Source organism: Caballeronia sp. ATUFL_M2_KS44, from assembly GCF_023630965.1.
In the GTDB taxonomy this organism is placed as follows: domain Bacteria; phylum Pseudomonadota; class Gammaproteobacteria; order Burkholderiales; family Burkholderiaceae; genus Caballeronia; species Caballeronia concitans.
Genome location: NZ_JALQEA010000057.1, coordinates 184,255 through 196,341, shown reverse-complemented (window position 1 = coordinate 196,341; position 12,087 = coordinate 184,255). Strand labels below are relative to the sequence as shown.

9 protein-coding genes are annotated in these 12,087 nt (G+C 70.0%); 5 read left to right on the top strand and 4 right to left on the bottom strand.

The annotated features are described in order from the left end of the window. The first annotated feature begins 15 nt into the window (after positions 1–15). From tagH to tagF, 5 genes are read left to right on the top strand one after another with little or no spacing between them, the layout of a single operon-like run. Positions 16–1,335, top strand: coding sequence for a type VI secretion system-associated FHA domain protein TagH (gene tagH, locus NCR39_RS24605; protein WP_250454707.1), 1,320 nt, complete (start codon positions 16–18; stop codon positions 1,333–1,335). 19 nt (positions 1,336–1,354) lie between these two features. Continuing rightward, positions 1,355–2,695, top strand: coding sequence for a type VI secretion system baseplate subunit TssK (tssK, locus tag NCR39_RS24600; RefSeq protein WP_250454705.1), 1,341 nt, complete (start codon positions 1,355–1,357; stop codon positions 2,693–2,695). Then, positions 2,692–4,029, top strand: a complete 1,338-nt coding sequence (locus NCR39_RS24595; RefSeq protein WP_250454703.1) for a DotU family type VI secretion system protein — start codon at positions 2,692–2,694, stop codon at positions 4,027–4,029. Before tssK ends, NCR39_RS24595 begins: the two co-directional genes overlap by 4 nt. A gap of 34 nt (positions 4,030–4,063) precedes the next feature. Further along, positions 4,064–7,480: a type VI secretion system membrane subunit TssM gene (tssM, locus tag NCR39_RS24590; RefSeq protein ID WP_250454701.1), complete on the top strand. Its 3,417-nt coding sequence runs from the start codon at positions 4,064–4,066 to the stop codon at positions 7,478–7,480. Beyond that, positions 7,480–8,055, top strand: a complete 576-nt coding sequence (gene tagF / locus NCR39_RS24585) for a type VI secretion system-associated protein TagF (protein ID WP_250454698.1) — start codon at positions 7,480–7,482, stop codon at positions 8,053–8,055. Before tssM ends, tagF begins: the two co-directional genes overlap by 1 nt. Here tagF and NCR39_RS24580 read toward each other — a convergent pair. The 4 genes from NCR39_RS24580 to NCR39_RS24565 are packed head-to-tail and all read right to left on the bottom strand — an operon-like array spanning position 8,052 to position 12,085. Next, positions 8,052–8,873, bottom strand: coding sequence for a PP2C family protein-serine/threonine phosphatase (locus NCR39_RS24580; protein WP_250454696.1), 822 nt, complete (start codon positions 8,871–8,873; stop codon positions 8,052–8,054). The two genes, tagF and NCR39_RS24580, sit on opposite strands and share 4 nt — an antisense overlap. Before the next feature lie 47 nt (positions 8,874–8,920). Then, positions 8,921–10,306: a serine/threonine-protein kinase gene (locus NCR39_RS24575; RefSeq protein WP_250454695.1), complete on the bottom strand. Its 1,386-nt coding sequence runs from the start codon at positions 10,304–10,306 to the stop codon at positions 8,921–8,923. A 1-nt stretch (position 10,307) separates the two neighbouring features. Next, entirely contained in the window at positions 10,308–11,186 is an 879-nt protein-coding gene (locus NCR39_RS24570; RefSeq protein WP_250454693.1) for a Tll0287-like domain-containing protein, read from the bottom strand. Continuing rightward, entirely contained in the window at positions 11,183–12,085 is a 903-nt protein-coding gene (locus NCR39_RS24565) for a FecR domain-containing protein (RefSeq protein WP_250454691.1), read from the bottom strand. The genes NCR39_RS24570 and NCR39_RS24565 overlap by 4 nt, the downstream gene beginning before the upstream one ends. Positions 12,086–12,087 lie beyond the last annotated feature (2 nt).

Here is a 12,087-nt window from a genome sequence, read left to right as displayed (position 1 = left end):
CACGAAGGAGACTCCATGTATCTCACGCTCACGGTGGAGAGCTATCAGGGCAGCGCGCCGGATGCGCCGCTCGCGAGCCGGTTCGGCACGGCGGGCGGCACCATCGGGCGCGGCCCCGGCAACGCGATGGTGCTGCCGGATGCGGCGAAAACCGTGTCGCGCGTGCATGCGCGGATCGACTGGACGGAGGACGGCTGGCGGCTCGCGGATCTCGGCAGCAATCCGAGCCGCGTCGGCGGACGTCCGCTCGCGGCCGGCCAGCGCGCGCCGCTCGCGGATGGCGACGTGCTGGAGATCGGCGGCTATCGGCTCGGCGTGCGGACGATGACGCGCGCGCCCGCCGAAGCCTTCGACGCGCCGCTCGGCGTGCACGACCAGCGCGGTTTCGATCCTTTGCACGCGGCGACCGATGAAGGCGTTGCCGCAGCGCTCGCGCACGATCCGCTCGCCTGCGCGGCGGTGCTGGCCGATTCGCCGCTGGCGGGGCCGCGCTTCGATCCGCTCGACGCGGCCTTCGGCTGCGCGCATGACGCGCCGCATCGGTTGGACGGCCACGCGGCGTTCGCCGGATCGCAGAGCGATCACGTGCCGCCCGAGCAGATCGCTTACGTGCCGCCCGTCCGTGCGGCGGCGCATGCGCCCGCAGTCGGCATTCCGCACGACTACGATCCGCTCGGCGACATCGCGTTCGCGCCTTGCACGAGCGCCGCCGCGAACGACGCCATCGCCGAATCGGCCTATGCGGCGCTGCTCGACGGCATGGGCGTCGATGCCGCCGCGCTCGGCGCCCGCGACGCCGCCGAGGTCGCGCGTCTCGCGGGCGCGATGCTGCGCACGGCGGTGCGCGGCGTGGTGGACGTGCTGCTGTCGCGCTCGGTCTTGAAGCGCGAGATCAGCCTCGACACGACCATGCTCGTCCAGCGCGACAACAATCCGCTCAAGTTCTTTCCCGACGGCGACGGCGCGCTCGCGCAAATGCTGCGCGGCGCGAGCACAGGCTATCTGCCCGCGCAGACCGCGCTGGAAGGCGCCTTCGACGATATCCGCCGTCACGAACTCGCGGTCCTCGCGGGCACGCGCGCGGCGATGCAGCATCTGCTCGGGCGTTTCGATCCGCGGACGATAGCGGCGTCCGGCACGCAACGCGGCTGGCTCGACTGGCTGCCCGCGTGCCGCAAGGCGCGCCAGTGGGATCGTCTCGTCGCGCTGCACGCCGAACTGACGCGCGCGAGCGCCGACGATCTCCAGGCGCTGTCCGGCAGCGCTTTCAACGACGCATACGAGCGGCAGGCGAGCGGTTTCGCCGATGCGAAGCCGCTTGCTTCTTCACTCTGAATCCACGCGCGAGGCGACGATGTCCAGGAACAACAAGGTGATCTGGTCCGAAGGCATGCTGCTTCAGCCGCAGCATTTGCAGCAGCACGACCGCTACGTGCGCGCGCAGATCGACGCGCGCTGCGCCGCGCTGCGGCCCTATGCATACGGCTTCTCGGAACTGGAGATCGATGTCGAGCAACTGAAGCTCGGCCGCATCGCGCTGATTGCGTGCGCGGGCGTGCTGCCCGACGGCAGTCCGTTTCGCCTTCCCGCCGACGACGAGCTTCCGCTGCCGCTCGCCGTGCCCGAGGACGCGCGCGATCTGACGGTCGTGCTCGCGCTGCCCGTCGCGCGTCACGGCGCGCCCGAGGCCGCGTATGCGGCGCAGGCCGGTCACGATGGCTTCGCGCGGCATCGCATCGCGGAAACGGAAGTGCTCGACAGCAACGAGGGCGCGACCGGCGCCGCGCTCGTGCAGGTCGGCAAGCTGCAACTGCGCCTCGCGTTCGAAGCGGACGTGGCGCACGCGCATACGTCGCTCGGGATCGCGCGCATCGTGGAGCGTCGCGCGGACAACAGCATCGTGCTCGATGCGGCCTACGCGCCGCCGTGCCTCGACTATCGCGTGTCGCGCCGGCTTGCCGGATTCGTCGACGAACTCACGGGCCTCATGCACCAGCGCGCCGATGCGCTCGCCGCGCGCCTCGCCCAGCCCGCCGCGACCGGCGCAGCCGAAATCGCCGACTTTCTGCTGCTTCAGGTGCTCAACCGGGCGGAGCCGTTGTTCGCGGGCATTGCATCGACGACGGGCTTGCATCCGCACGACCTGCATCAGCACGCGCTGCAACTGGCGGGCGAGCTTGCCACGTTCAGCCAGTCGGGGAAGCGTCCCGCCGCGTTTCCGGCGTATCGCCACGAGCGGCTCGACGAGACGTTCGCGCCGCTCGTCAACGCGCTGCGCGCCGCGCTCGCCGCCGTGATGGACCCGCATGCGGTGCCCATCGCGCTGGAGGAGCGCAAGTACGGGCTGCGCGTGGCGATCGTGCCGGATCGCGAACTGTTCCGCTCGGCGAGCTTCGTGCTCGCGGTCAAGGCCGATCTCGCGCCCGCCGCGCTGCTCAACGGCTTTCCGCAGCAGGCGAAGCTCGGGCCGGTCGAGCGCATCCGCGACCTCGTGAATCTGCAATTGCCGGGCATCGCGCTGCGTGCGCTGCCGGTCGCGCCGCGCCAGTTGCCGTTCCATGCCGGCTTCACTTATTTCGAGCTGGAACGCGGCGGCGATTTGTGGCGGCAGTTCGCGACTTCGGCGGGCGTGGCGCTGCACGTGGCGGGGGATTTTCCCGGCATCGAGTTCGAATTCTGGGCGATCCGTCCATGAATCCCCGGCTCCATTCGACGAAGGAACGCAACGTGAATGCATCGACCTTTCCGCAAGCCGGCTTCGATCCGGACGACACCATCCTGATTCCGCAACCGGGCGGACGCGTCGCGGAGCGCGCGCCCATGGAAGACGCGCCGCGCGCGCCGGCTCTTGCGACCGCGAGCGGCCTGAACCCGCTCGTGCGCGCGGCGAATCCGCTCATCGAACTGGCGCTGCCGCTGCGCCAGCGGGCCGCGATGACCGATATCGAAGGGCTGCGCGGCGAACTCGTGCGCATGGTGCGCGCGTTCGAACAGGAAGCGCGCGCGAGCGGCGCCGACACCGAAAAGCTCGCGGCGGCGCGCTATTGCCTGTGCACGTTCATCGACGAGGCGATCGCGGGCACGCCGTGGGGCAGCGGCGTGTGGGCGAGCCGCAGCCTGCTCGTGACGTTTCACAACGAAGCGTCGGGCGGCGAGCGATTCTTTCTCATCCTGCAACGGCTCGCGCAAGATCCGGCGCGCAACGTCGACGTGCTGGAACTGCTCTACGTGATCCTGTCGCTCGGTTTCGAAGGACGCTATCGCCTGATCGATGGCGGACGCAGCCAACTCGAATCCGCGCGCGAGCGGCTCGAACGCATGATCCGCGACCGGCGCGGCGCTTTCGAGACCGAGCTTTCGGTGCGCTGGCGGCCCGCCGAGCGCGCGCGCCGCCCGCTCGGGCAGCGCGTGCCGCCTTGGGTCTGCGCGGCGCTCGCGGGCGTCGTGCTGGTGGCGACGCACATCGCGCTCGCGATGAGCCTCAACCGCACATCCGATCCCGTATTCGACGCGCTCAACCGCATTCGCGTGAGCGCGCGCCCCGCCGCGCCGCCGAGCGTGATCGCGCCTGCCGCGATGCCCGCCGCCGCCGCGACGCTCGCGACCTTCCTCGCGCCTGAAATCCGTCAGGGGCTGGTGTCGGTGCGTGAGGCGGCGGACCGCTCCATCGTCACGATCAACGGCGACAACCTGTTCGCCTCCGCCAGCGCGACGCTCGATCCCGCCTACGACGCGCTGATCGCGCGCATCGCGGACGCGCTCAAGAGCGTGCCCGGCAAGGTCGTCGTGACGGGCCATACCGACGATCAGCGGCTCGTGTCCGCGCGCTTTCCGTCGAACTGGCATTTGTCGCAGGCGCGCGCGGAGAGCGTTCGCGCGATGCTCGCGTCGCTGACCGGCACGCCCGCGCGCTTTTCCGCGGAAGGACGCGGCGACGCGGAGCCGCTCGCATCGAACGATACGCCCGCCGGCCGCGCGAAAAACCGCCGCGTGGAGATCACGCTGCTCGCGCCGGGCGCGTCGTCGTGAGTCACTTGTAAAGCACAACAGCACGGAGACATCGATGAAAAAAGTTGCCGAAACGCTCAGGATGCCGAAATGGTTCACGCTGGCGGGCGTGCTCGCGCTGCTCGTCGTCGTGTGGTTCGAAGGGCCGCTCTTCGCGTTCAACGGCCACGCGCCGCTCGAAACGCCGCGCAGCCGCTGGATCGCGATGGCCGCGCTCGTCGCCATGTGGGGAATCGTCTGGGGCGCTCGGCTGATCGCCGCGCGGCTCGTGAATCTGCGCTTCACGAGCGGCATGTCGGGGCAGGGACAGACCGCAGCCGCCGGAAGCGCGGAGCTTGTGATCCTGCGCGAACGTTTCGAACAGGCGCTCGCGATCCTGCGGCAAGCGCGCATGAAAGGCGTCAACGGCCGGCAATGGGTGTATCAGTTGCCGTGGTACATGTTCATCGGCGCGCCGGGGACGGGCAAGAGCACGGCGCTCGCGCATTCCGGCCTGCGTTTTCCGCTGCGCGACAAGCTGGGCGACGAGGCGATCGGCGGTGTCGGCGGCACGCGCCACTGCGACTGGTGGTTCACCGACGACGCCGTGCTCGTCGACACGGCGGGCCGCTTCACGACGCAGGACAGCGACGCGCAAGCCGACGAATCCGCGTGGACGGGCTTTCTGCAACTGCTGCGCAAGTACCGGCCGCGGCGTCCGCTGAACGGCGTCATCGTCACGCTGTCGGCGGCGGATTTGGTGCGCGAGGACGACGCCGCGCGCGACGCGCACATCCGCGCCATCCGCAGCCGTCTCGCGGAACTGAGCGAGCGGCTCGGCGTGCGCTTTCCGGTGTATGTCGTCGTGACGAAGTGCGATCTGCTCGCGGGATTCACCGAGTTTTTCGACGATCTCGGCGAAGCGGAGCGCAATCAGGTGTGGGGCATCACGTTCGCGCTCGACGAAGCGCCGGGAGCGGGCGCGGGCGCGGCGCTCGCGGCGTTCCCCGCCGAATTCGATGCGCTCGGCACGCGGTTGCAGGCGCGCGTGCTGCATCGCATGCAGCGTGAGACGGACGTCGCGCGGCGCGCGCGCATCTACGGTTTCGCGCAGCAGTTCGCGGGATTGCAGCCGGCGCTCGGACGTTTTCTCGACGGCGCGTTTCGCGGCACGCGCTTCGAGGCGTCGCCGCTCCTGCGCGGCGTGTATTTCACGAGCGGCACGCAGCACGGACGGCCGATCGATCGCGCGATCAGCCGCATCGCGCAATCGCTCGGCTTGCGGCGCGACGCCGCGTATAACCGCGACGCGTCGGGCCGCGCGTATTTCATCAACCGGATGCTGAAAGACGTGGTGATCGCGGAAGCCGGGCTCGTCGGCGCGAACGCACGCTTCGAGCGTTGCAGCGCGTGGCTGCGGCGCGGCGCGCTCGCGTTCGTCGGCGTCACGCTGATGCTCGCGCTCGCGTGCATGGCGGTGAGCTATCAGCGCAATCGCGCGTATGTCGCGGCGTTCGAGCGCGAGACGCAGCACGTGGCGCAACTCTCGCGCGAAGCGAACGCCACCGCCGATCCGCTCGCCGTGCTGCCGCTGCTCGACGCGGCGCGCGCACTGCCCGGCGGTTACGCGGACGCGGCAAGGCCAGTGCCGTGGCTCACGCGGCTCTGGCTGTATCAGGGCGACAAGCTCGGCCAGGAAGCGCGCGTGACGTATCGGCGGTTGCTGGATCAGACCTTGCTGCCGCTCGCGGTCGGCAAGCTGACGCAGGAATTGCGCGACGGCGGCGGAGGAAATGATTCGGCATCCGAAACATATAAATACGAAGCGCTGCGCGCCTATCTGATGCTCGGCGACGCGCGCCATTTCGACGCCGCCGCGCTGCGCACGCATCTGGTTCCGGCGCTCGCGGGCGACGCCGCTCCGGCGCAACGCAGCGCGCTCGATGCGCATCTCGCCGCGCTCTTCGACAAGACGCATTTCGATCCGTCGCTGCCGCTCGACGACGCGCTCGTCAAGGCGGCGCGCGCGCGGCTGGCGCAGTTGCCGCTGTCGCAGCGCATCGGCAACCGCGTGGATGGCGAACTCGCGCAGGCCAACGTCCCGGCGTTCAGCGTGAGCGCCGCCGCCGGTCCCAACGCGCCGCTGCTGCTGCGGCGCACGAGCGGCGCGCCGCTCACGGCGGGCGTCGCGGGCGCGTACACGCGCGCGGGCTACGCGCAATACACGCGTTTGCGCGACGCCGCGCTCGGCAGCGTCGCGAAGGACGCGTGGGTGCTCGGCAGCGAGGACGCCGCGCTCACGCCCGACGGCATCGCTTCGTTGCGCGCCGCGCTCGACGAGCGCTACTTCGACGCCTATATCCGCGCATGGGACGCTCTGCTCGACGACGTGACCGCGGCGCCCGTCACCGGTCTCGCCGATGGCGCGCGCATCGCGAACGAACTGTCCGCACCGGATTCGCCGCTCAGGAAGTTCATCGTCGCGGCGTCGCGCGAAACGACGCTGGCGGGGAACGCACCGACGCGCGTCGACGATCATTTTCAGCCGCTGCATCAACTCGCGGGCAAGCCGGGCGACGCCACGGCGCTCGATCGCGCGCTCGCGCCGCTCAAGGACGCCGCCGTCTATCTCGATGCCGCCGATGCCGCGCGCAGAATGGGCCAGCCCGCGCCCGCCGCCGACGCGCTCGGCAAGCTGCGGCTCGCGAGCCAGACGAGTCCCGCGCCGCTCACGCCGGTCGCTGCGTCGATCGCCACGGCGGGCACGGCGCTCGTCGAAGGCGGCGAGCGCGCCCGGCTCGACGCGCAGTGGAACGCGAACGCGGGCCCGCTCTGCCGCCGCGCGCTCGATGGCCGCTATCCCTTCGTGCGTGCATCGACTCGCGATGTCGCCGCCGACGACTTCGGCAAGCTGTTCGCGCCGGGCGGCCTCATCGACGATTTCTTCCAGAAGAACCTCGCCGCGCTGGCCGATACGAGCGGACCCGTGTGGCAATGGCGCGCCGGCACGCCGCCGGCGGGCATGCCCCGCGACGCGCTCGCGCAATTCCAGCGCGCCGCGCAGATTCGCGATGCGTTCTTCCACGACGGCAGCCGCGACATGTCCATCCGCTTTCGCGTGAAGGCGCTCTCGTTCGATCCGGCGATCACGCACGTGAATCTCGACATTGACGGGCAGCAGCTTGCGCTCACGCAGGACGGCCTTCAGTCGATGCTGCTGCAATGGCCGAGCGGCAAGAACACGGGCCGCGCCAGCGCGCAGTTCGATCCGGCTTCCCCGGCGCAGTCCGCTGCGTTCGACGCAAGCGGTCCGTGGGCGCTGCTGCATCTCATCGACGCGGGCAGGCTCGACGCCACCGCGCAGCCGGACCGCTACAAGCTCACGCTCGATTCGGCAGGACGCAAGGCCGTGCTCGAACTCGATGCGACGAGCGTCGTCAATCCGTTCCGGCGCGCGCCGCTCGAACAGTTCCGCTGTCCGGAGCATGTGTGATGGCGTCGCCGGGCGTCGCCGGATGCTTCGGCAAGCTCCGCTGCAATGGCGACTTCGTGACGCGGCGCTTGCCCGCGCGCTTCGTCGATCCGTGGGATGCGATGTTGCAGGCGGGCCTGCTCGCGGGACGCGCGGCGCGCGGGCGTGCATGGCTCGACGCGTATCTGACCGCGCCGCCGTGGTGCTTCGCGATTGGCGGCGGCGTGCTGGGAGAGAGCGGCTGGGCGGGCGTGCTGATGCCGAGCATCGACAGCGCGCGCCGCCACTTTCCGTTGACGATCGCCGCGCCCGTCGAGCCGCACGCTTGGCCCGTCTGGCGCGCGCATGCGGATGCGTGGTTCGCGCGTTGCGCCGCGCTCGCGCTCGCGACGCTCGACAAGCACGCGCGTCTAGCCGATTTCGATGCCGGATTGCTGGCGCTATCGCTTGAGAATGACGCGAACGGCGCTTCGATGCCGCCGCATGCGGGCGCCTCGGAAACGAGCGTATGGTGGCACGCGGAAACGGTGCGCACGAGCGCAGGTTTGCCCGATGCCGCGTTCGTCGCGGCGCTTTTCGATGACTGCGTCGATTAACCGCCGTCGAAGCACGCGATGACCGCCGTGATGTTGTCCTTGCCGCCTGCATCGAGCGCGAGCGCGATGAGCCGCCCGCATGCGCCGGCGATGTCGTGCGGCGTCATCGCGGCGAGCGTCGCTTCGATCTCGCCGTGCGGCACTTCGCCGTGCAATCCGTCGCTGCACAGCAGGTAGCGGTCGCCGGGCAGCCACGCATGCGCTTCCACGGCGGGCGCGATGGACGGCAGCGGCCCGAGCGCCTGCAGCAGCATGTTGCGCGGCGGCATATGTTCGACGGCGCCCGACTCCAGCGCCTGCTGATAAAGCGTCTGGTCGCGCGACAGTTGCACGAGCGCGCCGTCGCGATACCGATAGAGCCGGCTGTCGCCGACGTGAAACGAAATCAGCCGCGCCGATCCGGCCGGCTGCCAGATGCCCGTCAGCGTGGTGCCCATCGCACGATGCGCGAGACGCTCGCGCAGGTTCATCGCGTGGAGCGTCGCGTTGGCGTGGCCGATCGCGTCGGCGGCGGCGCGCATCGCGCAGGCGGACGCATCGTGGACGGTGGCGTCGGGATCGTTGGGATCGTCGCAATGAGCGGTATCGGCGGCATCGGCGGCGAGTTGCGTGGCGATGCAGTCGAGCGCGGTCGCGCTGGCGCGCGCGCCGAACGCGTGTCCGCCCATGCCGTCCGCCACCGCGACGAGGTTCAGCGCCGGATCGATCAGAAAGCGGTCCTGATTGTCGCGGCGCATGCGGCCGGCATCGGTGACGCCGAACGCGGTGCACGCGGCAAGCCGGATCGGCGCGCGGCGGATGAGCGTGTCGGGATTCATCGGTCGTGCTCCTTCGGATTCGTATCGTGATGAGCGTGATGAGCGGGCTACGGCCCGACATCGCGCTGAAAACGCGCGCGGTCGTGTTCGTTGGAGATCGCCGCCGCGAGCCGTTCGTGCAGCGCGCGCAGGCTGTCCGCGCGCGCGGACTCGCGTTTCGCGATGATCGTCGCGATCGGGCCGAGATAGACGGCGAGCTTGAGCGCGGCGGCGCGCACCGCTTCGGCATCGAGGGATGAAGGAGCCGATGTCGAAGCCGATGCCGTGCCCGCAACGGACCCCTCCGCGAACGCCGCGACGAATTGCGCGCGGCCCTTGTCGGAGGGAACATGCGGCGCGAGCAGCGCGACGAGCGCGGGCAGGTCCGGCGCATCCGCGATGCGCGCCGCCGCGCGCCGCACGAGCAGACGCGCGACCGGCCCGATCTGCGCGGCGAGCCGCGCTTCGACCGAGGCGAGCGTGGCGGCGGGCCACATCGTCAGCGACGGCAGCGATTCGCCGCGCCACGAACCCGTTCCCGACGCGAGCGGCGCGGCTGGCGTCACCGTCTGCGCTTCGAGGATGGTGCAGTCGTCCGTGGCCGCGGGCGTGCCGTGCGAGGCATCGGCGAGCGCCTGACGCAGCGCGTCGGCGGTCTGAAAACGTGCGGCGGGACGGCGGGACAGCGCGCGCATCAGCACGTCGTCGATCTCGTGCGGCAGCGCCGGATTGCAGGCGGACGGCAAGCGCGGCGTCTCGTGCATCACTTGCCGCATCACTTCGGCTTGCGACGCGCCCGCGAACGGCCGGCATCCGGTCAGCATCTGGTAAAGCACGATGGCGGCCGAGAACAGGTCGGAGCGCCCGTCGACGGACTCGCCCGTGAACTGCTCCGGCGACATGTAGCACGGCGTGCCGATCATCGCGCCCGCGAGCGTCAGCGTCGACGATTCCACATGCGCGACGCCGAAGTCCGCCACCTTCAGCCGCCCTTGCTCGCTGACGAGCAGGTTCGCGGGCTTGATGTCGCGATGCACGACGCCATGCGCGTGCGCGAAGCCGAGCGCGGCGAGCAGTTGCGCGAACCAGTCGAGCGCGGTCGCGAGGTCGAGCGGACGGCCCGCGTCGAGCCAATGCTTGAGCGCGCGACCGTTGACCAGTTCCATCGCGATGAAGGCGGTGTCGCCGGTTTCGCCATAGTCGTACACGCCGACGATGTTCGGATGCGCGAGCCGTCCCGCCGCCTGCGCTTCGCTGCGCAAGCGCGTCATCAGACTTGCGCGCTCGCCGGTTTCGAACAGCTCGTGACGGACCGTCTTCAGCGCGACATGCCGCTCGATATGCGGATCGAACGCGCGATAGACCACGCCCATCGCGCCCGCGCCCAATATCGCTTCGATGCGGTACTTGCCGAGTTCCGTGATGCGCGGCGGGTCCATCGCGGCGGCGTTCACCTCATGCCTCGATCATCTTGAACGCTTCCACGAGGCTCGTCTTCATGCGCGCGAACGACGCCGCGAGCGAAGCGATTTCGTCGCGGCCGCGCTCGGTGAAGTCCGCGCCGTCGAGTTGTCCGAGGCTGGCTTCGTCGGCGGCGCGCGAGAGGGCGCGGATGCGCCGCGTGACGAGCAGATGCACCATCACGTTCAGCGCGATCAGCAGCAGCACGAACACGGCGAGCAGCGAGCCCAGGAACGTGCGCAGCACCGCGTCGCTGCGCGCGACCGGCAGCGCCATCGGCACCGAGACGAAATCCGCGCCGATGACATCGTGCATCGTCCAGTTGAAGCCGTTGTCGGGACCGTATTTGTCGATGAGCGTCTTCGGCGCCCGCGACGGCACGCTGTGACATTCCATGCACGCGGCGTCGTTGATGCGGTTCGGGCGCGCGATGTACAGGGTCTGCCCGGACGGCGTGTCGCGCAGTCCGACGATTTCCTTCAGTTCCGGCTTGTCGTGCAGATGGCGGATGACGTCCGTTTCCCAGTCCGATGGACGGTCGCGCGGATTGGTCGGATTGAGCATCGTCGAGCGATACGAATAGCCCGCGAGGCGCTTTTCCAGCGTCATCAGCGTTTCGACCGCCGAGAAGGCCGGCACCGACTGCGGCACGAAGCTGTATTTGAGCTGCGTTTGCAGGAGCGGCGTGACTTGCGTGGCGGTGTAGTTCTGCGCCGCGCTCGCCGCTTCCATGAGCACGCGCGCGTTCTGCACGGTTTCGTCGATGGCCTCGCGACGCAGCAACTCGCGCGCCGCGTACCCGGCCGACACGAAGCCGACGACGAACACCGCGAGAAACACCAGATTGAACTTGACGGCGAGCGACAGTCTCATGACTCCACCTCGGTTGATTGGTCCTGCACGGGCGCGGACACAGGCGCGAGCGCGCGCCGGCGCGGCATGGCGGGCGGCGGGCACAACACGCGCCGCCATTCGGGAAGATCGCGCAGGTTCTGGCGCACCTGGGCGCGAAACGGCGCGCTCTGCGCAAGCGGCCGAAAGCGTGCGACGAAGCTGCGCCGGATGGACAGCGGCGCGACGAGCCAGTCGGCGATATCGGCATAAGTCGCCGTGCGGCCCTGCGCAGGCGCGACGAGCTTCGTCTTCGCGGGCGTCGCGGCGGGCGCGAGCGGATCGCGAAACGGCAGCGGCATCGCGGCGATGAACGACTGCGCGGGGCGCGTGCCGACGTCCAGCGGCTTGCCGGTCGCGCGTTCGGCGTAGTGCTCGCCGTCGAGTGGCCGATGCGCGTCGGCATGTTCCGGCAGCGCGAGCGTCGTGCTGCCCGTTTCGATGAAGAGCGCGGTCGTGTCGCGGCTCGCATGCAGCACGGCGGCGCCGTCGCGCAGGCCGATGTCGAGCGCGGGCGTGCCGATCGACAGGGAATCGGCTGCGCTCGTTCGCGGACGCGCGACCTTGATCCAGCCCGAGAGCAGCGCGAACGCATCGCCGTGCGGCGCGGTATCGATCGCGATGCGCGTGTCCGCACCGAGCGCGACGATCGTGCCGTCGCCGGCTTCGATTTGCGCGCTGGCGTGTGCGTCGGTGGCGAGCAGATCGCCGGGCTGAAGCGCGATGGGCGCATCGACGTTGAACACGGATGTCGCGCGGATCAGCGTGACGGCGCCTTCGGGCAGCAGCGTCGCGTCACCCGCTTGCGCGCCGTGAAGCGCGCACAGACATGCGAGTGCGACGCCGAAGCGAATGGTGTGCAGCAAGGTCCGGGCGTTCATCG

What these genes read in the sequence shown, in the direction of transcription:
- tagF (WP_250454698.1), top strand. Translation starts at nt 7,480, where the DNA reads ATGGCGTCGCCGGGCGTCGCCGGATGCTTCGGCAAGCTCCGCTGCAAT.
- tssK (WP_250454705.1), top strand. Translation starts at nt 1,355, where the DNA reads ATGTCCAGGAACAACAAGGTGATCTGGTCCGAAGGCATGCTGCTTCAG.
- NCR39_RS24570 (WP_250454693.1), bottom strand. Translation starts at nt 11,186, where the DNA reads ATGAGACTGTCGCTCGCCGTCAAGTTCAATCTGGTGTTTCTCGCGGTG.
- NCR39_RS24595 (WP_250454703.1), top strand. Translation starts at nt 2,692, where the DNA reads ATGAATCCCCGGCTCCATTCGACGAAGGAACGCAACGTGAATGCATCG.
- NCR39_RS24565 (WP_250454691.1), bottom strand. Translation starts at nt 12,085, where the DNA reads ATGAACGCCCGGACCTTGCTGCACACCATTCGCTTCGGCGTCGCACTC.
- tssM (WP_250454701.1), top strand. Translation starts at nt 4,064, where the DNA reads ATGAAAAAAGTTGCCGAAACGCTCAGGATGCCGAAATGGTTCACGCTG.
- NCR39_RS24580 (WP_250454696.1), bottom strand. Translation starts at nt 8,873, where the DNA reads ATGAATCCCGACACGCTCATCCGCCGCGCGCCGATCCGGCTTGCCGCG.
- tagH (WP_250454707.1), top strand. Translation starts at nt 16, where the DNA reads ATGTATCTCACGCTCACGGTGGAGAGCTATCAGGGCAGCGCGCCGGAT.